General features: G+C 61.4%; 20 protein-coding genes and 1 pseudogene. 11 read left to right on the top strand and 10 right to left on the bottom strand.

Annotated features, from left to right (window positions below; genetic code table 11):
* Positions 1-79 precede the first annotated feature (79 nt).
* The 7 genes and pseudogenes from nagE to QF039_RS01440 all read right to left on the bottom strand — a co-directional run bounded on the left by nagE (position 80) and on the right by QF039_RS01440 (position 8,594).
* Positions 80-1,739 (bottom strand): annotated as a pseudogene (nagE, locus tag QF039_RS01410) (N-acetylglucosamine-specific PTS transporter subunit IIBC).
* Between the two features lie 74 nt (positions 1,740-1,813).
* On the bottom strand, positions 1,814-4,321 hold the full coding sequence (gene ptsP / locus QF039_RS01415) for a phosphoenolpyruvate--protein phosphotransferase (RefSeq protein WP_307516651.1): 2,508 nt from the start codon (positions 4,319-4,321) through the stop codon (positions 1,814-1,816).
* Positions 4,322-4,357: 36 nt separating this feature from the next.
* Entirely contained in the window at positions 4,358-5,380 is a 1,023-nt protein-coding gene (locus tag QF039_RS01420) for an SIS domain-containing protein (protein ID WP_023659131.1), read from the bottom strand.
* Positions 5,361-6,467: an N-acetylglucosamine-6-phosphate deacetylase gene (gene nagA, locus QF039_RS01425; protein ID WP_307516654.1), complete on the bottom strand. Its 1,107-nt coding sequence runs from the start codon at positions 6,465-6,467 to the stop codon at positions 5,361-5,363. Before nagA ends, QF039_RS01420 begins: the two co-directional genes overlap by 20 nt.
* Positions 6,468-6,477: 10 nt before the next feature.
* A complete protein-coding gene (locus QF039_RS01430; protein ID WP_003209609.1) occupies positions 6,478-7,236 on the bottom strand; it encodes a GntR family transcriptional regulator in 759 nt (252 codons plus the stop codon).
* A 263-nt stretch (positions 7,237-7,499) separates the two neighbouring features.
* On the bottom strand, positions 7,500-8,003 hold the full coding sequence (locus tag QF039_RS01435; protein WP_003209608.1) for a murein L,D-transpeptidase family protein: 504 nt from the start codon (positions 8,001-8,003) through the stop codon (positions 7,500-7,502).
* Positions 8,004-8,045: 42 nt separating this feature from the next.
* Complete coding sequence (locus QF039_RS01440) at positions 8,046-8,594, bottom strand: NUDIX hydrolase (protein ID WP_003209606.1); 549 nt, start codon at positions 8,592-8,594, stop codon at positions 8,046-8,048.
* A 146-nt stretch (positions 8,595-8,740) separates the two neighbouring features.
* On the opposite strand from QF039_RS01440, the gene QF039_RS01445 reads away from it, so the two are divergent.
* From QF039_RS01445 to purT, 5 genes are all read left to right on the top strand, one after another.
* Positions 8,741-9,343, top strand: a complete 603-nt coding sequence (locus QF039_RS01445; protein WP_003209605.1) for a CoA pyrophosphatase — start codon at positions 8,741-8,743, stop codon at positions 9,341-9,343.
* Between the two features lie 39 nt (positions 9,344-9,382).
* Positions 9,383-9,907: a gamma carbonic anhydrase family protein gene (locus QF039_RS01450; RefSeq protein WP_008438249.1), complete on the top strand. Its 525-nt coding sequence runs from the start codon at positions 9,383-9,385 to the stop codon at positions 9,905-9,907.
* Positions 9,904-10,119: a DUF1289 domain-containing protein gene (locus QF039_RS01455; RefSeq protein ID WP_003209601.1), complete on the top strand. Its 216-nt coding sequence runs from the start codon at positions 9,904-9,906 to the stop codon at positions 10,117-10,119. The genes QF039_RS01450 and QF039_RS01455 overlap by 4 nt, the downstream gene beginning before the upstream one ends.
* Positions 10,120-10,283: 164 nt before the next feature.
* Positions 10,284-10,751 carry a hypothetical protein gene (locus tag QF039_RS01460; protein WP_003209599.1) on the top strand — a complete coding sequence of 156 codons (468 nt, stop codon included), beginning with the start codon at positions 10,284-10,286 and terminating at the stop codon, positions 10,749-10,751.
* Between the two features lie 69 nt (positions 10,752-10,820).
* Positions 10,821-12,002: a formate-dependent phosphoribosylglycinamide formyltransferase gene (gene purT, locus QF039_RS01465; protein ID WP_023659130.1), complete on the top strand. Its 1,182-nt coding sequence runs from the start codon at positions 10,821-10,823 to the stop codon at positions 12,000-12,002.
* Between the two features lie 126 nt (positions 12,003-12,128).
* On the opposite strand, the gene QF039_RS01470 is transcribed toward purT, so the two are convergent.
* The 3 genes from QF039_RS01470 to QF039_RS01480 form a co-directional block, all read right to left on the bottom strand.
* Positions 12,129-13,439 carry an MFS transporter gene (locus QF039_RS01470; protein WP_177067669.1) on the bottom strand — a complete coding sequence of 437 codons (1,311 nt, stop codon included), beginning with the start codon at positions 13,437-13,439 and terminating at the stop codon, positions 12,129-12,131.
* 221 nt (positions 13,440-13,660) lie between these two features.
* Complete coding sequence (locus QF039_RS01475) at positions 13,661-14,899, bottom strand: transporter associated domain-containing protein (RefSeq protein ID WP_307516659.1); 1,239 nt, start codon at positions 14,897-14,899, stop codon at positions 13,661-13,663.
* Between the two features lie 12 nt (positions 14,900-14,911).
* Positions 14,912-15,724 carry an inner membrane protein YpjD gene (locus tag QF039_RS01480; RefSeq protein WP_010176828.1) on the bottom strand — a complete coding sequence of 271 codons (813 nt, stop codon included), beginning with the start codon at positions 15,722-15,724 and terminating at the stop codon, positions 14,912-14,914.
* A gap of 234 nt (positions 15,725-15,958) precedes the next feature.
* On the opposite strand from QF039_RS01480, the gene ffh reads away from it, so the two are divergent.
* The 6 genes from ffh to xerD all read left to right on the top strand — a co-directional run bounded on the left by ffh (position 15,959) and on the right by xerD (position 20,788).
* Positions 15,959-17,335, top strand: a complete 1,377-nt coding sequence (gene ffh / locus QF039_RS01485; RefSeq protein ID WP_003209589.1) for a signal recognition particle protein — start codon at positions 15,959-15,961, stop codon at positions 17,333-17,335.
* 250 nt (positions 17,336-17,585) lie between these two features.
* Positions 17,586-17,837, top strand: coding sequence for a 30S ribosomal protein S16 (gene rpsP, locus QF039_RS01490; protein ID WP_003209587.1), 252 nt, complete (start codon positions 17,586-17,588; stop codon positions 17,835-17,837).
* 5 nt (positions 17,838-17,842) lie between these two features.
* Entirely contained in the window at positions 17,843-18,379 is a 537-nt protein-coding gene (gene rimM, locus QF039_RS01495) for a ribosome maturation factor RimM (RefSeq protein ID WP_003175898.1), read from the top strand.
* 43 nt (positions 18,380-18,422) lie between these two features.
* Positions 18,423-19,133, top strand: a complete 711-nt coding sequence (gene trmD, locus QF039_RS01500; RefSeq protein ID WP_236260845.1) for a tRNA (guanosine(37)-N1)-methyltransferase TrmD — start codon at positions 18,423-18,425, stop codon at positions 19,131-19,133.
* A gap of 45 nt (positions 19,134-19,178) precedes the next feature.
* Positions 19,179-19,529 carry a 50S ribosomal protein L19 gene (gene rplS, locus QF039_RS01505; RefSeq protein WP_003175895.1) on the top strand — a complete coding sequence of 117 codons (351 nt, stop codon included), beginning with the start codon at positions 19,179-19,181 and terminating at the stop codon, positions 19,527-19,529.
* A 362-nt stretch (positions 19,530-19,891) separates the two neighbouring features.
* Entirely contained in the window at positions 19,892-20,788 is an 897-nt protein-coding gene (xerD, locus tag QF039_RS01510) for a site-specific tyrosine recombinase XerD (protein ID WP_177067671.1), read from the top strand.
* The last annotated feature ends 83 nt before the right edge of the window (positions 20,789-20,871 follow it).

Genomic DNA, 20,871 nt, shown 5'->3' on the forward strand with positions numbered 1-20,871 from the left:
ACCGCGTTGCCATGACGGGCACCGATCAAAATGTGGGAGCGGGCTTGCTCGCGAAGGGGCCCTGATGCTCAGCAAAGATTCAGGCTTTTACCCCAACCTCACGGCCACTGACCAACCGCTCCAACGCCTCACCCAACCCCGAAGCCTTGTCACCAATCAGCAAGTGCCAAACCCCACTCTCAAGCTGGCTAACCCCCTGGCAACCTAGCGCAGTCAGTTGGGATTCCGACAACACCGAACCATCCCCCAGCTCCACTCGCAGCCGCGTCATCGCCACCGCATCCAGTTGCAATACATTGGCCCGACCGCCCAGCGCACTCAGCCATTTCTCGGCCTCATGCACATTCACCGGTGTGCTCTTCTCAACAGGCGCTACCACCACCGCAGGTGCCGCAACATACGAAGGCATCGCCAACCGAATCTCATCGGCAATGCTGTCCGCCATCGGCCCGACCACTACCTGCAAACTCCCGCCATTGCCCGGCCGAACCACCGCCATGGCACCCAGTGCTTTCAGCTCGGCATCCACCGCCTTGTTGCGATCCACCATGTCCAGCCGCAGACGCGTCGTGCAAGCACCCACACTCAGCAGATTCTCTGCACCACCCAGCGCGCGAATGTAAGCGCCGGCCCGCTGGTTATCGGTCATGGCCTCAGCCTGCGCGACTTGAATATCCTCGCGCCCGGGCGTCTTCAAATTGAAGCGACGGATGCAGTAGTTGAACACGCTGTAGTAGATCACCGCATACGCCAGCCCAACCGGGAATACCAACCAGCCGTTGGTGGATTTACCCCAACCCAGCACCATGTCGATAAACCCACCGGAGAAGGTAAAGCCCAGGTGAATGTTGAGCATGTTGGTGATCGCCATCGACAACCCGGTCAGCAGCGCATGCACCAGGTACAGGAACGGCGCGAGGAACATGAAGGCGAATTCGATCGGCTCGGTGACCCCGGTCAGGAACGAGGTCAACGCCATCGACAGGAAAATCCCGCCCATGATCTTGCGCCGCTCCGGCAGTGCATTGCGGTACATCGCCAGGCACGCCGCCGGCAGGCCGAACAGCATCACCGGGAACATGCCGGTCATGAAACTGCCCACCTTTCGGGTCGCCGGCAAAATAGCGAGTCAGGTCGCCGGTCACTACCGCGCCGGTCGTCGGGTCGGTGAAGGTGCCGAACACAAACCACGCCATGTTGTTGAGGATATGGTGCAAGCCGGTGACGATCAGCAGGCGGTTGAACACGCCAAACACGAACGCACCAAAACTGCCGCTTTCCATCAGCAGCACGCCGAAGCTGTTGATGCCTTGCTGCACGGGTGGCCAGATCAAACCAAAGATCACCCCCAGCGCCACCGCGGAGAACCCGGTGACGATCGGCACAAACCGTCGCCCACCAAAGAATGCGAGGTACTCCGGCAGCTTGATGTCCTTGAAGCGGTTATACAGCGCACCGGCCATCAAGCCGCTGGCGATGCCCGCGAGCATGCCCATGTTGATGCTGGCGTCCATCACCTTGAGGGTGGAGACCATCACCAGGTAACCGATGGCGCCTGCCAGGCCCGCCGTGCCGTTGTTGTCGCGGGCAAAACCCACGGCAATGCCGATGGCGAAGATCAGCGCCAGGTTGGCGAAGATCGCCTGCCCGGCGTCGTGCATCACCGCGATGTTCAGCAGGTCAGTGTCGCCCAGTCGCAGCAGGAGGCCGGCGATCGGCAGAATCGCGATCGGCAGCATCAGTGCACGGCCCAGGCGTTGCAGCCCTTCGATAAAATATTGGTACACGGCGTGTCTCCCTATTCTTGTTGTTTTCAGCTCAGCGGCCAGTGGTGTTGACAGGCTTGGCGAACGGCTTTGGCGCTGCTCAGGTTAAGCAGGCTTTGGCTCAGTTGCCGGCATTGGGCTGCGTCCAGGTGACGGACACGGTCCTTGATTTCTCCGATTTGCGGCGGGCTGACGGACAGCTCGCTGATGCCCAGACCGATCAGCACCGGCGTGGCCAGCGGGTCGGACGCCAGCGCCCCGCACACACCGACCCAGCGCCCATGCTTGGCTGCGCCGATGCACGTCTGGGCGATCAGCCGCAACAGCGCCGGGTGCATGGCATCGACCCGGGCGGCGAGGCCGGCGTGGTCGCGGTCCATGGCGAGGGTGTACTGCGATAGGTCATTGGTGCCGATGGACAGAAAGTCCGCGTGCTCGGCCAGTTGTTCGGCCATCAGCGCCGCCGCGGGCACTTCGATCATCACCCCCAGTTCCGGGCGTTGGGTCAGTTCCAGCTCGGCGCACAGTTCATCGAGGCGCTGGCGAATGTGCAGCAGTTCGTCGACTTCGCTGACCATTGGCAGCAGGATGCGGCAACGTTCCAGCGGGCTGACCTGGAGAAGGGCACGCAGTTGCTGGTCCAGCAGTTCCGGGCGTACCTGGGCCATGCGAATGCCCCGCAGGCCCAGCACCGGGTTGGTCTCGAACGGCAGCGGCAGGTAGTCGAGTTGCTTGTCGCCGCCGACGTCGATGGTGCGGATGATCACGGATTTGTCGCCCATGGCATCCAGTACGGCTTGGTAGGCCTGGCGCTGCTCTTGCTCGTCGGGCGCGGTGCGGCGGTCGACGAAGAGAAATTCTGTGCGCAGCAGGCCGACGCCATCGGCGCCATTCTCGAAGGCCAGTTGGGCTTCGACGCTGGAGGCGACATTCGCGGCCACTTCAATACGCACGCCATCCTGAGTGCTGGCGGTGCCTTGAGCCTCCGCGTGCTGCTGTTGGCGCCGCAGTTTCTGTGCATCGCGCAACTGGTGAACCTGGGCGTGGCGCGCATCATCCGGCGTCAGCTCCAGGCGGCCGTTGGCGGCATCCAGCACCACGCGCTGGCCTTGGGGCACATCAAGCAATTCAGTGCCCAGTGCAACCACGCACGGCAAGCCTTTACCCCGCGCTAGAATCGCCACATGAGACGTCGCGCCGCCTTCGGCCATGCAGATACCGGCGGCGTGTTGATTGCTCAGTTGCAGCAGATCCGATGGGGTCAGCTCATGGGCCGAGACGATAGCGCCGGCCGGCAAATCAAAATTCCAGGCCTCGCCCAGCAACGCCCGCAGCACGCGTTGCTGCAAGTCGCGCAGGTCGTTGGCGCGTTCGGCGAACAACGGTTTACCCAGTGCCAGCAGCACCGCGCATTGGGCCTGGATCGCATCGCGCCAGGCGTGAGTGGCGGCGCTGCCCCGTTCGATGGCGGCGGTGGCGGCCTCCAGCAACGTAGGGTCTTCCAGCAGGGCCAGGTGGGCGGCGAAGATCTCTTCTTCCTCCACATCCTTGCGCAGACGGGCCTGGTCCAGGGTGTGGCGGATTTCGCTACGCACCTGTTCCAGGGCACTGTCCAGGTGCTGCAGCTGTTCATCCGGGGCGTTGTTGCCCGGGTCCATCGGCAGCTCGATTCCGTTCAGGCGGAACAACGGGCCGCAGACCAACCCCGGCGCGGCACACACGCCTTGCAGTACTCCGGCTTCGGTATTCGCGCGGCGTGGGGCGACGGCCACTGGAGCGTGATGCGCTTCGCCAACTTCCACCGACAGCGCAGCGATCAGTGCTTGCAGCGCCGCTTCACAATCCTTGCCACGACAGGTGACCTGCACCTCGTCCTGCTCACCAATCCCCAGGCCCATCAAGCCGATCAGGCTGTCGCACGAAGCCGACTTGCCAGCGAAATGCAGCTGCGACTGGCTGCTGAATGCCTGTGCAGTCTTGCGGATCAAGGCAGCGGGGCGCGCATGCAGGCCGCCACGATGGGTGATGCGAATGGTCGCGCTGGCTTCGGTGACCGACTCATCAATCACTTTCGCTGCACCGGCCAACCGTGCAACCACATGCAGCAGCGGCTCGCCGACCTTCACTGTTTTCAAGGTGATCGGCCGTAGCTCAAACAGCTCGCTGTTGGTCAGGATGATCAAGCTGACCAGGCTTTTGCACTGCCGCGCAATCAGGTCCAGATCAAACTGCACCAGTGCCTGGCCCTTGCTGACGCGCGCACCTTGCTTGACCAGCAGCGCAAAGCCTTCGCCATTCAATTCCACCGTGTCGATGCCCACGTGCATCAGCAATTCAGCGCCATTATCGGCGCGAATGGTCAGCGCATGCCCGGTGCGGGCGACGTGGATGATCACGCCATCACACGGCGCGTGCAGGCAATCGTTGAGCGGGTCGATGGCAATGCCGTCGCCCATGGCGCCACTGGCGAACACTTCGTCGGGAACGTCGCCCAGGGTCAGCACCGGCCCACTGAGGGGAGCGCTGAGGGTGAGGTCTTTATTATTGTGGGACATGGGCACGGTACTCATCAGGAAAACGCTGCAATCAACTCAGTGGGTGCGGGTCACTTTGCTCAAGTGACGCGGTTGGTCCGGGTCCATGCCCCGGGCCTCTGCCAAACCGGCGGCCATCACGTAGAAACTCTGGATCGCCAGGATCGGGTCCAGGGCCGGGTGTTCGGCGCGGCTCAGAGTCAGGTCGCGCTCGGCGATGTCATCGGGAGCGGCCAGCAGCACGCGGGCACCGCGCTGGCGCATATCGGCGGCCAGGCTCAGCAGGCCGGCTTGTTCGGCACCACGGGGCGCGAAAACCAGCAGCGGGTAGTTGTCATCGATCAGAGCCATCGGGCCATGGCGCACTTCAGCGCTGCTGAAGGCTTCGGCCTGGATCGCCGAGGTTTCCTTGAGCTTGAGCGCGGCTTCCTGGGCGATGGCAAAACCGGCGCCACGGCCGATCACCATCAGTTGCTGGCAGTCGCGCAGGGCGTCGATGGCCAGGCTCCAATCTTGCCTGGCGGCTTCACGCAAACCTTCGGGCAGTGCCTTACAGGCTTGCAGCAACTCGTCTTCCTGATTCCAGTGGCCGATCAGCTGGGCGCTGGCGCTCAGGGTCGCGATAAAGCTTTTGGTGGCGGCGACGCTGCGTTCCGGCCCGGCGCACAGCGGCACATGGAATTCGCAGGCGGCTTCCAGTGGCGAGTCTTCGGCGTTGACCATCGAGATGCTCAAGGCGCCGCGCTTGCGCAACAGGCGCAGGCTGTTGACCAGGTCCGGGCTCTGTCCCGACTGGGAGAAACCGAACGCCACTTGCCCGCTGACCTTGAGCGGCGATTGCAGCATGGTCACCACCGACATCGGCAGCGACGCCACCGGAATCCCCAGATGTTGCATAGTCAGGTAGGCGAAGTAACTGGCGGCGTGGTCCGAGCTGCCACGGGCGATGGTCATCGCCACTTGCGGTGGCTGGCGACGCAGGCGGCCGGCGACTTCCACCAGCAGCGGGTCCAGGCGTTGCAGTTGAGCCTCGACGGCCTCACAGGAGGCCAGGGCCTCTTCAAGCATTTTTGAAGTCAATGGTTTCTCCTTCGACCATTACGTCGGTGAGGTGCAGGGAGCGGTCCAGGCGCACGCAGTCGGCAAAGCTGCCGGGTTGCAGGCGACCGCGTTCTTCGAGGCCCAGGTAGTCCGCAGGAAATTGCGACAGGCGTTGTGAGGCTTCGCTGATCGGCAGGCCGATCTTCACCAGGTTGCGCAACGCCTGGTCCATGGTCAGGGTGCTGCCGGCCAGCGTTCCATCGGCCAGGCGGACGCCGCCCAGGCACTTGGTCACGGTGTGGCTGCCCAGCTTGTATTCGCCGTCGGGCATGCCGGCGGCGGCGGTGGAATCGGTGACGCAGTACAGGCACGGGATCGAGCGCAGCGCCACGCGCATGGCACCGGGGTGCACGTGCAGCAGGTCGGGAATCAACTCGGCGTATTTGGCGTGGGCCAGGGCCGCACCGACGATGCCGGGCTCGCGGTGATGCAGCGGGCTCATGGCGTTGTACAAGTGGGTAAAGCTGGTGGCCCCGGCGGCGAGGGCGGCGACACCTTCTTCATAGCTGCCCAGGGTGTGGCCGATCTGCATGCGCACGCCACGTTCGCTGAGGGCGCGGATCAGGCCGTCATGGCCGGCGATTTCCGGAGCAATGGTGATCACCCGGATCGGCGCCAGGCGCAGGTATTCTTCGACTTCGGCCATCAAGGCGGTGTGGGCGAAGTTCGGTTGTGCGCCGAGTTTTCCCGGATTGATGTAGGGGCCTTCCAGGTGCACGCCCAGGACACGAGCGGTGCCGGTCGGGCGGCTTTCGCAATAGGTGCCGATTTCGCCGAGCACGCGGGAAATCTCATCCACTGGCGCGGTCATGGTGGTGGCCAGCAGCGAGGTGGTGCCAAACCGCACGTGGGTGCGGGTGATGGTGTGGAAGGCGTCGGTGCCTTCCATAATGTCTTTGCCGCCACCGCCGTGTACGTGCAGGTCGATAAAGCCTGGCAGCAGGTACGGCAGGTCGTTGTCAGCCGGGTTGCACGGGCTGCCTTCTAAGGCAGTGACCTTGCCGTGCTGGTGCACCAGGCGGCCACGAATCCAGCCGTGTGGCGTGAGGATATTGTCTTCGGACATGGGCAGTTCTCTAAATTCGCAGTTCAGCGGAATAGTCGTGGCGGCGCAGTTCTGCGACGAAGTCGTAGTAGTCGTTGCGGCAGTAGGTGTCGGTGATTTCAATCGGGGTGTTGTCGGCGGTGTAGCCCACCCGGGTCATCAGCAGCATGGCGGTGCCGGGGGCGATGCCCACCAGGGCTGCGAACTCGTCCGAGGCGTTGATCGCCTGGATGTGTTGCAGGGCGCGCACGATGGGCTTGCCGATGCTTTCCAGGTATTCGTACAGCGAATTGCCGATGGCCTGCGGGTGGGGGAGGACGGAGGCGGGCATGGCGGTCATTTCAATCGCCATCACCGTGTCGTCGGCCTTACGCAAACGCTTGAGCCGCGCGACTTTGTCGCTGGGTGACAGGCCCAGGCGAATCAATTCTTCATGGGTCGGCGGGGTGATGTCGCGCTCCAGCCACTGGGACGTCGGCACAAAGCCCTTGAGCCGGAGCATTTCGCTGAAGCCCGAGAGGCGCGACAGCGGTTGTTCCAGGCGTGGCGTGATGAAGGTTCCGGAGCCTTGGCTGCGACGGATCAGACCTTGTTCGAACAGCACTTCCAGCGCCTTGCGGGCGGTCACCCGGGAAATGCTCAGTTGCTCGCTGAGGGCACGTTCCGACGGCAAAGCCTGCTCGGATTTCCACTGGCCGGCATGAATCGCGGCTTCGAGGTTGCGGGCCAGTTGCAGGTACAGCGGCGTCGATTGTTTATCGTCGGGGCGCAGGGCCAGGATGGGGTTCATCGTGTCGGTTTCCGATGCGGTTATTGGAGTGTTGTCGCCCGGTAGTGATCGCAAGCTAATACCACTTAAATACCATGTCAATGCAGCGAAAACAGTGCAGGCGAGCGTTTGCGGGCGCCTTAATAGTGCGCCAGTTCAAGTGGTATTAGAGAGGTCTTTATTTCAGGCAGAAGCGCGCAGCTTGCCGAGGTGAACTGGTATTCACCGGCAGGCTACCCATGGGGCGGGAATTTTTTTTGAATTATTTTACGAGGGGCAGGAAATTACGGACGAATCTCGATCATCGTGCCGTCTTTCACCAGGTTCCAGACTTCGCGCATGTCGACATTGCGCATGCCGATGCAGCCGTCGGTCCAGTCCAGGGTGTGGAACAGCTCTTCGGGGTAGTCCTCGGCGTCGGGGGTGCCGTGGATCATGATCATGCTGCCGGGCTTGACCCCTTCGCGGCGGGCGCGCGCGGAATCGCTGATATTGGGGTAGGAGATGTGCATGGCCAGGTTGAAGCGGTCGCTGGTCTTGCGCCAGTCGATCCAGTAGAAACCTTCCGGGGTGCGGCGGTCGCCTTCCATCAGCTTGGTGCCCTTGGGGTTCTTGCCCAGGGAAATGCGGTAGGTCCTGAGGGGCTTGCCGTCATTGATCAGTTGCAACTGATGGGCCGACTTGAGCACCAGGATTTTCTCGACGGGTTTGCCCCCCAGGATCACTTGGGTGGAGGCTGGCGACAGCGTGGCAAACGACAGGCAGATCAGAGCAAGCAACCAACGCATTGAAACGGTATCCCCTGAAAAGACTACGTGCCGCCTGGATTGTTATTTGGCCAACTGGGTCAGCGGCGGCACCGATTCGCTGCGCACCGGATACGACTGTTGCCGGCGGTCAGCAAAAAAGCATTCTAAGGTACGCCCGACCGTGCGGAAAGCCAGCTCGGACCAAGGGATGTCGGCTTCATCGAATAAGCGCACTTCAAGGCTTTCGGGGCCGGCGGCAAAATCCAGGTCGATCAGTTCGGCCCGGTAGAAGATGTGCACCTGGCTGATGTGAGGCACGTCGATCAGGGTGTAGATGCTCAGGTTGCGCACCCGGGCGCAGGCTTCTTCCAGGGTTTCGCGCATCGCGGCCTGCTCGACGGTCTCGCCGTTCTCCATGAAGCCGGCGGGCAAGGTCCAGAAACCCAGGCGCGGCTCGATGGCGCGCCGGCACAGCAGCACCTGGTCGCCCCACACCGGTACGGTGCCCGCGACGATATTGGGGTTCTGGTAGTGAATGGTCTGACAGTGATCGCAGACATAACGCAAGCGTGCGTCGCCTTCGGGAATGCGCTGGGTGACCGGTTTACCGCACTGGCTGCAGAAGTTCATGCTGGGGTTCCTGGAGAGTGCGCCTATCTTGGCGTGACCGGGTATGGGCTGCAAGTTGTCGTTTAGCGACATGGCCAGGGTTTTGGGGTTGGGCGTGCGCAAGGTTTGGTGCATGATGCAAGGTAGCCAACAGACCGAGATGACTCATGCTGGACGAGCTACTTCGCCGGGTAAGCAATCATACGCCCCACACGCTGGAGACCGACGGTCGTTTCCCGGAAGCGGCGGTACTGGTGCCGATCACCCGCAGTGACGAACCCGAGCTGATCCTGACCTTGCGCGCCAGCGGGTTATCCACCCATGGCGGCGAAGTGGCATTCCCTGGCGGGCGGCGCGACCCGGAAGACCCCGACCTGATATTCACCGCGCTGCGCGAAGCCGAAGAAGAGATCGGCCTGCCGCCGGGCCTGGTGGAAGTCATCGGGCCGTTGAGCCCGCTGATTTCCCTGCACGGTATCCGTGTCACGCCTTATGTAGGCGTTATCCCCGATTACGTCGAATACCTGGCCAATGACGCCGAGATCGCCGCGGTTTTCAGCGTGCCCCTGGAGTTTTTTCGCCAGGACCCGCGCGAACATACCCACCGTATCGATTACCAGGGCCGCAGTTGGTACGTGCCCAGTTACCGGTTTGGCGAATACAAGATCTGGGGCCTGACGGCGATCATGATCGTCGAGCTGATCAATCTGCTCTATGACGATGCCGACATCAGCCTGCATCGACCGCCGAAAAGCTTCATCAATACCTAAGAGCCAGATGGCCATCGTTCCTGCCGTGAGGATCCACCTATGAAATACCGCCTGGGCGACGCCCGAGTCGAAACCCATCCCAACAGCTGGGTGGCCCCCAATGCCACGCTGGTGGGCAAGGTCAAGCTGGAGGAGGGCGCCAACGTCTGGTTCAACGCGGTGTTGCGCGGCGACAACGAGCTGATCCTGATCGGCAAGAACAGCAACGTGCAGGACGGCAGCGTGATGCACACCGACATGGGTTACCCGCTGACCCTTGGCACCGGCGTGACCATCGGCCATAACGCCATGTTGCATGGCTGCACCGTCGACGATTACAGCCTGATTGGCATCAATGCGGTGATTCTTAACGGGGCGAAGATCGGCAAGCACTGCATCATCGGCGCCAATTCGCTGATCGGCGAGGGCAAGGAAATTCCCGATGGTTCGTTGGTGATGGGCTCGCCGGGCAAAGTGGTGCGGGAGCTGACCGACGTGCAGAAGAAAATGCTCGAGGCTAGCGCTGCGCACTATGTGCATAACGCCCAGCGGTATGCCCGTGATCTGGTTGAGCAGGAAGAATGAACCCGGTAGAACGACCCGTCGCCTCGCCGTGCGTGAGCATTTGTGCGCTGGATGACGATGATATCTGCACGGGATGCCAGCGCACGGTGGAAGAGATTACCCGCTGGAGTCGCATGGACAATACCGAGCGCCGGGTAGTGCTGGGGTTGTGCCATGAGCGGGCGAAGGCGAGTGGGCTGGTGTGGATGATTCCGGGGAAGTCCGGCGCCTGATAGACCGCTTTCGCGAGCAAGCCCGCTCCCACATTTGATTGCGTTTATCTTGGAGGAATGCGTTCAAAATGTGGGAGCGGGCTTGCTCGCGAAAGGGCCCGCCCAGACGACATATTTCCAAATGTGAAGTACCCTGTGCCCCTTGTTCACAGGTCCCTCGCCCCATGTTCTTCCTGATTGCCTACATCAGCAGCGTCGTGCTGATCAACTTCGCCTTTTCTACCGCTCCGCACCTGGATGTGATCTGGTCTGCCTGGGGCGGCCTGGTATTTGTCCTGCGGGACATGGTGCAAACTCGCTTCGGCCATGGCGCGATCATCGCCATGCTGGCGGCGCTGGTGCTGTCCTATATCACCTCCGATCCGTCCATCGCCCTGGCCAGCGCCACGGCGTTCGCGGTGTCCGAATGCATTGACTGGCTGGTGTTCAGCATCACCAAGCGCCCACTCCACGACCGCCTGTGGATAAGTTCGGCGCTGAGTATCCCCCTCGATACCTTCATCTTTTTCGGCCTGATCGGCGCCTTGACGCCCGCGGTCGCCGGCACTGCCCTGGTGTCGAAATTCGCCGGCGTTACCGTGGTGTGGCTGGCCATGGCCTGGCGTTTGCGCCGGCAGCGCGTCGCCAACTGAAGCCAATCCTTACAGTTCATGTAAAATGCCGGCCTTTCTCCCCACGATCCGCTCCCCTGAGGACCTGAGATGACCCGAATCGGAACTCCATTGTCGCCAACCGCGACCCGCGTAATGCTGTGTGGCTGCGGTGAGCTGGGCAAGGAAGTGGTAATCGAACTGCAACGCCTGGGCGTTGAAGTGATTGCCGTGGATCGCTACGCCAACGCACCGGCCATGCAGGTTGCCCACCGCAGCCACGTGATCAACATGCTCGACGGTGCCGCCCTGCGTGCCGTGATCGAAGCCGAAAAGCCGCACTTCATCGTGCCGGAAATTGAAGCGATCGCCACCGCGACCCTGGTTGAGCTGGAAGCCGAAGGCTTCACCGTGATCCCGACCGCCCGCGCGACGTTGCTGACCATGAACCGCGAAGGCATCCGTCGCCTGGCCGCCGAAGAGCTGGACCTGCCGACCTCGCCGTACCACTTCGCCGACACCTTCGAGGACTACAGCAAGGCCGTCACCGACCTGGGCTTCCCGTGTGTGGTCAAGCCGGTGATGAGTTCGTCGGGCAAGGGCCAGAGCTTGCTGCGCAGCGCCGATGACGTGCAGAAAGCCTGGGATTACGCCCAGGAGGGCGGGCGTGCCGGCAAGGGCCGCGTGATCATCGAAGGCTTTATCGACTTCGACTACGAGATCACCCTGCTGACCGTGCGCCACATTGGCGGCACTACCTTCTGCGCGCCTGTCGGTCACCGTCAGGAGAAGGGCGACTATCAGGAATCCTGGCAGCCACAGGCCATGAGCCCGATTGCACTGGCGGAGTCCGAGCGCGTTGCCAAGGCGGTAACCGAAGCGTTGGGTGGTCGTGGTCTGTTTGGCGTCGAGCTGTTTATCAAAGGCGATCAGGTGTGGTTCAGCGAAGTATCGCCGCGCCCCCATGACACTGGCCTGGTGACCCTGATTTCCCAGGACTTGTCGCAGTTCGCCCTGCATGCGCGGGCAATTCTCGGCCTGCCGATCCCGTTGATCCGTCAGTTCGGGCCTTCGGCTTCGGCAGTGATCCTGGTGGAAGGCAAGTCGACCCAGACGGCGTTTTCCAACCTGGGTGCAGCCTTGAGCGAGCCGGATACGGCGTTGCGTCTGTTCGGCAAGCCGGAAGTGAATGGCCAGCGCCGTATGGGCGTGGCGCTGGCGCGGGATGAGTCGATTGAGGCTGCCCGGGCTAAAGCGACCCGTGCTTCGAAAGCGGTTGTTGTCGAGCTGTAACCCCCCGCCGATCGTTCCCACGCTCCGCGTGGGAATGCCGCGCTGGACGCTCCGCGTCCGCTCTTAAGGGCGTGACGCAGAGCGTCACCGGATGCATTCCCACGCAGAGCGTGGGAATGATCATCATTAGGCGACCTTGTTCAAATCGTTATTGCGCGTCTCTTTCAGGCACAACACAGCAATCAAGCTGATCACCGCTGCCGCCGACACATACCCGCCGACATAACTCAAACCGCCCATCGCCACCAGCTTGGTCGCGAAGAACGGTGCCGCCGACGCACCCACGATCCCACCCAGGTTATACGCCGCCGAAGCACCGGTATAACGCACGCGGGTAGGGAACAGTTCCGGCAACATCGCGCCCATCGGGGCAAACGTCACGCCCATCAGGAACAGCTCCAGCGCCAGGAACAGTGCCACGGCCCAGGTTGAACCGTGGGTCAGCAACGGTTCCATGGTGAAGCCGGAGAGGATGGTCAGGATCGCACCGACAATCAGCACCGGCTTACGCCCGTAACGGTCGCTTGCCCACGCCGCCAGCGGCGTTGCCGCGCCCATGAACAGCACCGCGAAGCACAGCAAACCCAGGAACGTTTCACGGCTGTAGCCCAGCGTAGACACGCCGTAGCTCAGGGAAAACGCGGTGGTGATATAGAACAGCGCATAACACACCACCATCGAGGCCGCACCCAGCAGGACCGGCAGCCAATGCTGGCTGAACAGTTCCACCAGCGGCACCTTCACCGGCGCTTCCCTGGCCACGGCGTTCGCGAACACCGGCGTTTCATGCAGTTTGAGCCGCGCATACAGCCCCACCATCACCAGCGCCGCGCTGAGAATGAACGGAATGCGCCAGCCCCAGCTGCGGAACTGCTCGTCGCTCAGGCTCATGGCCAGGATCAGGAACAGCCCGTTGGCCGCCAGAAAGCCAATCGACGGGCCCAACTGCGGGAACATGCCGAACCAGGCGCGTTTGCCCTTCGGGGCGTTCTCGGTGGCCAGCAACGCCGCGCCGCCCCATTCGCCGCCAAGCCCGAGGCCCTGGCCGAAGCGCAGTACGCAGAGCAGGATCGGTGCCCAGGCCCCGATGCTGTCATAACCGGGCAGCAAGCCGATCAGCGTGGTGCACACGCCCATCAGCAGCAGGGAAGCCACCAGTGTCGACTTGCGGCCAATCCGGTCACCAAAGTGGCCGAACAGCGCCGAGCCCAGTGGTCGCGCGATAAACGCGATACCGAAGGTCAGGAACGAGGCGAGCATCTGCGCCGTGCCGGAGGTTTGCGGGAAGAACACCGGGCCGATCACCAGCGCGGCGGCAGTTGCGTAGATATAGAAGTCGTAGAACTCGATGGCGGTGCCGATGATGCTCGCGGTGGCGACCCGGGCCGTCGAGTTGGTCGGGGCGGCGGTCGCCGTCTCGTTATAGGTGGTGCTCATTGAGGTATCCCTGACGGTCATTGCGCGTTTGGACGCGGATTATTATTGGTCGAACACCCATGGATCAGGGTTGTGCGCGGGGCGGCTCGGGATGGGAGCAAACACCGGTCAGACACGGTAAAGCGCTGCCTGGACGCGCTCAGTGCGGGTAGCACGCGGTCGGGCGGGGCTTGGGTAAGCCGCCCGATTATAGGAAGGGGTTTGCGGATCCAACAAGGGGCTTAAGCGGCAACTGGCACCGTGCTGGTGTGCCAGATCAACACCTTGGCGACGCGGTTGTCCTCGGTCTCGAGGATTTCCAGGCGATAGCGGCCGATTTTCAGGCACACGGCGCAATCCGGAATGGTCTCCAGTGCTTCGGTCACCAGGCCGTTGAGGGTCTTGGGGCCGTCGCTGGGCAGGTGCCAGCCGAGGGCTTTGTTCAAGTCACGGATCGAGGCGGCGCCGTCGATCACGTAGCGGCCATCCAGTTGCGGCTGGATGTGCGGGTTGTCGAGGTGCTGCTCGTTTTCGAACTCACCGACGATTTCTTCAAGAATGTCTTCCAGGGTCACAATGCCCAGCACTTCGCCGTATTCATCCACCACCATGCCCAGGCGGCGCTGTTGCTTGTGGAAGTTCAGCAATTGCAGTTGCAGCGGTGTACTTTCCGGGACGAAGTAGGGCTCGTGGCAGGCGGCCAGCAGGGCTTCCTTGGTCAGGCTGGCGTCCGGCAGCAGGTGGCGGATCTGCCGCGTGTTGAGCACCGCCTCGACCTGGTTGATGTCGCTGTGGAACACCGGCAGCCGGGTTCGGGTGGAAACCCGCAGTTGCTCGATGATTTCCTCTACCGGGTCATCCAGGTTGATGCCGTCCACTTCGCTGCGGGGCACCAGGATGTCGTTGACGGTGATGTTGTCCAGGGCGTGGATGCCCGGCATGCCCGGCGCGCGGGTGTTGGGGATTTCGGCTTCCGGCTCGTCGTCCTGGTCCGGCTGCGGCTCGTCGCTCTTCTTGACCAGCCCGGGCTTGCGGGTGAACGGGCGCAGCAGGAACAGGCTGACACCGTTGAGCAGCCAGGCCAGCGGATAAAGGATTTTCAGCGGCACGCTCAGCAGGGTGTTGCCAAAGCCAAGGATGGTTTGCGGGTGGCGAGTGGCCAGGGCGCGCGGCAGATAGTCGGCCAGCACCAGCAGCACCGCGCTGGAGATCACCCAGCCGAGCCACGGGCCGTTTTGCGCCCAGGCGTAGATCGCCAGCAGGGTGCAGAGAATCACCACCACGGCGCGGCACAGGGTGTTGCAGAGGATCAGGCTGTTGCGCGGGAAATTCAGGCGGGCGGCGGCTTTGTCACCCTGGCGGGTGCCGGGGCGCAGGGCCAGCAAATGTTGCTGGGCGGCTTCGATGGCGGTAAACAGCGCCGACCATAAAACCAGCAAGGCTACTACCGCAAGCATCGGCCCCAAGGGCAAGTTGTCCATGTCGGCTGCCCGTCAGATATGCAGGATGTATTCGCGAACCAGCTTGCTGCCGAAATAGGCCAGCATCAGCAGGCAGAAACCGGCCAGGGTCCAGCGGATCGCCTTGTGCCCGCGCCAGCCGAGACGGTTGCGGCCCCACAGCAGCACGCTGAACACCACCCAGGCCAGGCAGGCCAGCAGGGTTTTATGCACAAGGTGCTGGGCAAACAGGTTCTCGACGAACAGCCAGCCGGAGATCAGCGACAGCGACAGCAGCGTCCAGCCGGCCCAGAGGAAGCCGAACAGCAGGCTTTCCATGGTTTGCAGTGGCGGGAAGTTCTTGATCAGCCCCGACGGGTGCTTGTGCTTGAGCTGGTGGTCTTGCAACAGCAGCAGCAAGGCCTGGAACACCGCGATGGTGAACATGCCGTAGGCGAGGATCGACAGCAGGATGTGGGCGAGGATGCCCGGCTCTTCATCAATGACCTGCACGGTGCCGGTCGGTGTGAATTGCGCCAGCAGCACCGTCAGCATCCCGAGCGGGAACAACAGCACCAGCAGGTTCTCCACCGGGATCCGGTAGCAGGCCATCAGGGTCAGCGCGATCACCGCGGCGGCAATCAGGCTGGCAGCGCTGAAGAAATCCAGGCCCAGGCCGACCGGCGTCATCAAGTGCGTGAACAGGCTGGCGGCGTGAGCCAGCAGGGCGAGGACGCCAAGGCCTACCAGCAGGCGTTTGTCGGCCTTGGCGCCTTGGGCCAGACGAGTGCCCTGATAGAGGGTCGCAGCGGCATACAAGATGGCGGCGGCGAGGCTGGGTAGCAAACTGGGTGACAAAGGGAGCATAAATCCTGTTAAGCAGGCCCGAAAGGCGCTGAGTTTGGCATACACCTGCGTAACACGAAAGACTCTCAGGCCAGACAGCGGGTGTGCATGGCGACAGTCTTCGCTATAATCCGCGACCTGCCCACGCCGCAGGCTCGCCGAGCGCTGTTTTTAATAGCGATTTACCACAGCCTGGGCCGCCATTACCTCGGTCTAACAATGCATTTCGATGAATAGGGCCTGAAAGGATCGCGCATGTTTGAAAATCTGACTGACCGTCTCTCGCAGACGCTGCGCCATGTCACCGGCAAGGCCAAGCTGACCGAGGACAATATTAAAGACACCCTGCGTGAAGTGCGCATGGCGTTGCTGGAAGCCGACGTCGCCTTGCCGGTGGTGAAGGACTTCGTCAACTCGGTCAAAGAGCGCGCGGTCGGCACCGAAGTGTCCCGCAGCCTGACGCCGGGCCAGGCCTTTGTGAAGATCGTCCAGGCCGAACTCGAAAGCCTGATGGGCGCGGCCAACGAAGATTTGAACCTCAGCGCTGTGCCGCCAGCCGTTGTGCTGATGGCCGGTCTGCAAGGTGCGGGCAAGACCACCACCGCCGGCAAACTGGCGCGCTTCCTTAAAGAGCGCAAGAAGAAGTCGGTGATGGTGGTGTCTGCCGACGTTTACCGCCCGGCGGCTATTAAACAGCTGGAAATGCTCGCGGGCGAAGTGGGCGTGACCTTCTTCCCGTCCGACCTGAGCCAGAAGCCGGTCGATATCGCCCAGGCGGCTATTAAAGAAGCCAAGCTGAAATTCATCGACGTGGTCATCGTCGATACCGCCGGTCGCCTGCACATCGACGAAGAGATGATGGGCGAGATCAAGGCGCTGCATGCCGCGATCAATCCGGTAGAAACCCTGTTCGTGGTCGATGCCATGACCGGCCAGGATGCGGCCAATACCGCCAAGGCCTTTGGTGATGCGCTGCCGCTGACCGGTGTGATCCTGACCAAGGTCGACGGCGATGCCCGTGGCGGTGCCGCCTTGTCGGTACGCGCCATTACCGGCAAGCCGATCAAGTTCATCGGTATGGGCGAGAAGAGCGAAGCGCTCGAGCCGTTCCACCCTGAGCGGATCGCCTCGCGTATCCTCGGCATGGGCGACGTGCTCAGCCTGATCGAGCAAGCGGAGGCGACCCTCGACAAGGACAAGGCCGACAAGCTGGCTAAAAAGCTGAAGAAGGGCAAGGGCTTCGACCTCGAAGACTTCCGCGACCAGCTGCAACAGATGAAGAACATGGGCGGCCTCGGCGGCCTGATGGACAAGCTGCCGAACATCGGCGGCGTGAACCTGGCGCAAATGGGCAATGCCCAGGGCGCGGCAGAGAAGCAATTCAAGCAGATGGAAGCCATCATCAATTCCATGACCCCGGCCGAGCGCCGCGACCCTGAGCTGATCAGCGGTTCGCGCAAACGTCGGATCGCCATGGGTTCCGGCACCCAGGTGCAGGACATCGGTCGCTTGATCAAGCAGCACAAGCAGATGCAGAAGATGATGAAGAAATTCTCCGCAAAAGGCGGGATGGCCAAGATGATGCGCGGCATGGGCGGTATGTTGCCCGGCGGCGGCATGCCGAAAATGTAAAGAATTCGAGCAGAAGTTCGCTTCTGCTCCGACCCGCAGGGATGCGGGATCTCCAGCAAACCCGCCATTGGCGGGAGCTGACTTGCCGTTTTAACCGACGGCTCTATAGCAGATCTGAATGGCACGCTGATAGGCGCCAGAAAAAGACATTTGCAAAAGTCCGGATATTCCTTAGAATATGCGGCCTTTCGGGCACCTATGCCCGCTGTGCATTTAGATTTGCAGCACCGACTACAGGAACGATGTTCACATGCTAACAATCCGTCTTGCCCTTGGCGGCTCCAAAAAGCGCCCGTTTTACCACTTGACCGTAACTGACAGCCGCAACCCACGTGACGGCTCTCACAAGGAACAAGTTGGCTTCTTCAACCCGATCGCTCGTGGTCAAGAAGTCCGTCTGTCCGTGAACCAAGAGCGCGTAGCCTACTGGCTGAGCGTTGGTGCACAACCTTCTGAGCGCGTTGCTCAGTTGTTGAAGGATGCATCTAAGGCTGCGGCCTGAGCAATATGAACGCGACGCCAGCGGTAGCTGATGATTTGATCGTTATCGGCAAGATTTATTCTGTTCATGGCGTTCGCGGCGAAGTGAAGGTGTATTCCTTTACTGATCCGACTGAAAACCTGTTGCAGTACAAGACCTGGACGCTCAAGCGCGAAGGTAGTGTGAAACAGGTAGAGCTGGTCAGTGGACGCGGGAGCGACAAGTTCCTGGTCGCAAAGCTCAAGGGTCTTGATGATCGTGAAGAAGCTCGTCTTCTGGCCGGTTATGAGATCTGCGTGCCGCGCAACCTGTTCCCTGAATTGACCGACGGCGAGTACTACTGGTACCAGCTGGAAGGTCTGAAGGTTATTGATCAACTCGGGCAATTGCTCGGGAAAATCGATCATCTTCTGGAAACCGGCGCCAATGATGTAATGGTGGTCAAGCCTTGCGCTGGCAGCCTGGATGATCGCGAACGCCTGTTGCCCTATACCGAGCAATGCGTGTTGGCCGTCGACCTGGCAGCGGGCGAGATGAAGGTGGAATGGGACGCGGACTTCTAACGTGGCTAACCTGCGCGTTGAAGTGATCAGTTTGTTTCCCGAGATGTTTTCCGCCATCAGCGAGTACGGCATCACCAGTCGGGCGGTGAAACAGGGGCTCTTGCAGCTCACCTGTTGGAACCCGCGAGACTACACGACGGATCGACATCACACTGTGGACGATCGCCCATTTGGCGGTGGCCCGGGCATGGTGATGAAGATCAAGCCCCTGGAAGATGCGTTGGTTCAGGCCAAGGCAGCCGCCGGGGAGAAGGCGAAGGTAATTTACCTGTCCCCTCAAGGCCGTCAGCTGAATCAGTCGGCGGTACGCGAGTTGGCGAATCTGGAAGCATTAATCCTGATTGCCGGTCGCTATGAAGGCATTGACGAGCGTTTTATTGATGCTCATGTCGATGAAGAGTGGTCGATTGGGGACTATGTCCTGTCTGGCGGCGAGCTGCCGGCGATGGTCCTGATAGATGCGGTTACACGACTGCTGCCTGGAGCTTTAGGGCATGCGGACTCCGCGGAGGAAGATTCCTTCACGGATGGTTTGCTGGATTGCCCGCACTACACCCGACCGGAGGTGTATGCGGATCAGCGTGTTCCCGACGTATTGCTAAGTGGCAATCACGCACACATCCGGCGTTGGCGTTTACAGCAGTCCCTCGGGCGGACCTATGAACGACGCGCCGATCTTCTGGAAAGCCGCTCGCTTTCTGGAGAAGAGAAGAAGCTGCTCGAGGAATACATCCTCGGGCGGGACGATAGTTAACAACGTATCGATGGTAGGTCCGACGACTTACCTTAGGAGCACAGCATGACTAACAAAATCATCCTTGCACTCGAAGCAGAGCAGATGACCAAAGAGATCCCTACCTTTGCCCCGGGCGACACCATTGTCGTTCAGGTGAAAGTGAAGGAAGGCGACCGTTCGCGTCTGCAAGCGTTCGAAGGCGTGGTAATTGCCAAGCGTAACCGTGGTGTGAACAGTGCTTTCACTGTTCGTAAAATCTCCAACGGTGTTGGCGTAGAGCGTACTTTCCAGACCTACAGCCCGCAAATCGACAGCATGGCCGTTAAACGTCGCGGTGACGTACGTAAAGCCAAGCTGTACTACCTGCGTGACCTGTCCGGTAAAGCAGCTCGCATCAAGGAAAAACTGGCTTAAGTCCAGCTTCCCGATGCAGAAAAAAGCAGCCTACGGGCTGCTTTTTTGTTGCCTGAAATTTGTCTATTTCCCCGGTACTTATTCATGACTACTCGCCTCGAAGAAATTCAGCGTCGTACTGACCTTAAAGCCGTTTTCCGCTTTTGTGGCGAGGGAGCTTGCTCCCGTTGGGCTGCGCAGCGGCCCTGAAACCGGCAATAGAAGTCTCTCTGTTGGACCTCAATGGTCAATCAGGGCCGCTTCGCGCCCCAGCGGGAGCAAGCTCCCTCGCCACAGATTATTTGCCCGCTTTCATTGATGTGTAGCGGCCCGTGCTGCGATAGGATCTACCCGACATCGCCATTTTCCCTGCTTGAGCCCTCATGTCCGCCATCGACCACCCGCAGATAGATCGCTTCCTTGACGCCCTCTGGCTGGAAAAAGGCCTGTCGGACAACACCCGCCAGGCTTACCGCAGCGACCTCGCGTTGTTCAATGGCTGGCTGCAGGAGAAAAACCTCGAGCTGCTCGACGCCGGTCGTGAGCTGATTCTCGACCACCTGGCCTGGCGCCTGGAGCAAAACTACAAGCCTCGCTCTACTGCGCGTTTTCTCTCAGGCGTGCGTGGCTTCTATCGCTACCTGCTGCGGGAAAAGCTGATCGCCATCGACCCAACCCTGCAAATCGACATGCCGCAGCTGGGCCGGCCACTGCCCAAATCCCTGTCGGAAGCCGACGTCGAAGCCCTGCTCGCAGCCCCCGACCTGAGCGAAGCCATCGGCCAGCGCGACCGTGCCATGCTGGAAGTGCTGTATGCCTGCGGCCTGCGCGTCACCGAGCTGATCAGCCTGACCCTGGAACAGGTCAACCTGCGCCAGGGTGTATTGCGCGTAATGGGCAAGGGCAGCAAGGAGCGCCTGGTGCCCATGGGTGAAGAGGCGATCGTGTGGATCGAACGCTACATGCGCGACGCCCGAGCCGAGTTGCTCAACGGTCGGCCCAGCGATGTGCTGTTTCCCAGCCAGCGCGGCGAACAGATGACCCGCCAGACCTTCTGGCATCGCATCAAGCACCAGGCCAAGGTTGCCGGCATCGGCAAGTCGCTGTCGCCCCACACCCTGCGTCACGCGTTCGCTACGCATTTGCTCAACCACGGCGCGGATTTGCGTGTGGTTCAAATGCTCCTGGGCCACAGCGACTTATCCACCACCCAGATCTACACCCATGTGGCGCGGGCACGTTTGCAGGAGATGCACGCCAAGCACCATCCCCGTGGATGAAAAATACTTCGGAAAAAGCCCAATTTCCCCGGGACTGGCTGCCCTGCGGCCCAACTGTGGTAGGCTTTGCCGGTTCGCAAAGG

The organism is Pseudomonas sp. W2I6 (genome assembly GCF_030815935.1).
Classification (GTDB): Bacteria; Pseudomonadota; Gammaproteobacteria; order Pseudomonadales; family Pseudomonadaceae; genus Aquipseudomonas.

Bases quoted from the DNA above. Each gene is read 5' to 3' on its own strand.
- rpsP (WP_003209587.1), top strand. From the start codon at position 17,586: ATGCTAACAATCCGTCTTGCCCTTGGCGGCTCCAAAAAGCGCCCGTTT.
- ffh (WP_003209589.1), top strand. From the start codon at position 15,959: ATGTTTGAAAATCTGACTGACCGTCTCTCGCAGACGCTGCGCCATGTC.
- purT (WP_023659130.1), top strand. From the start codon at position 10,821: ATGACCCGAATCGGAACTCCATTGTCGCCAACCGCGACCCGCGTAATG.
- QF039_RS01480 (WP_010176828.1), bottom strand. From the start codon at position 15,724: ATGCTCCCTTTGTCACCCAGTTTGCTACCCAGCCTCGCCGCCGCCATC.
- QF039_RS01455 (WP_003209601.1), top strand. From the start codon at position 9,904: ATGAACCCGGTAGAACGACCCGTCGCCTCGCCGTGCGTGAGCATTTGT.
- rplS (WP_003175895.1), top strand. From the start codon at position 19,179: ATGACTAACAAAATCATCCTTGCACTCGAAGCAGAGCAGATGACCAAA.
- QF039_RS01475 (WP_307516659.1), bottom strand. From the start codon at position 14,899: ATGGACAACTTGCCCTTGGGGCCGATGCTTGCGGTAGTAGCCTTGCTG.
- QF039_RS01460 (WP_003209599.1), top strand. From the start codon at position 10,284: ATGTTCTTCCTGATTGCCTACATCAGCAGCGTCGTGCTGATCAACTTC.
- rimM (WP_003175898.1), top strand. From the start codon at position 17,843: ATGAACGCGACGCCAGCGGTAGCTGATGATTTGATCGTTATCGGCAAG.
- QF039_RS01445 (WP_003209605.1), top strand. From the start codon at position 8,741: ATGCTGGACGAGCTACTTCGCCGGGTAAGCAATCATACGCCCCACACG.
- QF039_RS01435 (WP_003209608.1), bottom strand. From the start codon at position 8,003: ATGCGTTGGTTGCTTGCTCTGATCTGCCTGTCGTTTGCCACGCTGTCG.
- QF039_RS01430 (WP_003209609.1), bottom strand. From the start codon at position 7,236: ATGAACCCCATCCTGGCCCTGCGCCCCGACGATAAACAATCGACGCCG.
- QF039_RS01470 (WP_177067669.1), bottom strand. From the start codon at position 13,439: ATGAGCACCACCTATAACGAGACGGCGACCGCCGCCCCGACCAACTCG.
- nagA (WP_307516654.1), bottom strand. From the start codon at position 6,467: ATGTCCGAAGACAATATCCTCACGCCACACGGCTGGATTCGTGGCCGC.
- xerD (WP_177067671.1), top strand. From the start codon at position 19,892: ATGTCCGCCATCGACCACCCGCAGATAGATCGCTTCCTTGACGCCCTC.
- trmD (WP_236260845.1), top strand. From the start codon at position 18,423: ATGTTTTCCGCCATCAGCGAGTACGGCATCACCAGTCGGGCGGTGAAA.
- ptsP (WP_307516651.1), bottom strand. From the start codon at position 4,321: ATGTCCCACAATAATAAAGACCTCACCCTCAGCGCTCCCCTCAGTGGG.
- QF039_RS01450 (WP_008438249.1), top strand. From the start codon at position 9,383: ATGAAATACCGCCTGGGCGACGCCCGAGTCGAAACCCATCCCAACAGC.
- QF039_RS01440 (WP_003209606.1), bottom strand. From the start codon at position 8,594: ATGAACTTCTGCAGCCAGTGCGGTAAACCGGTCACCCAGCGCATTCCC.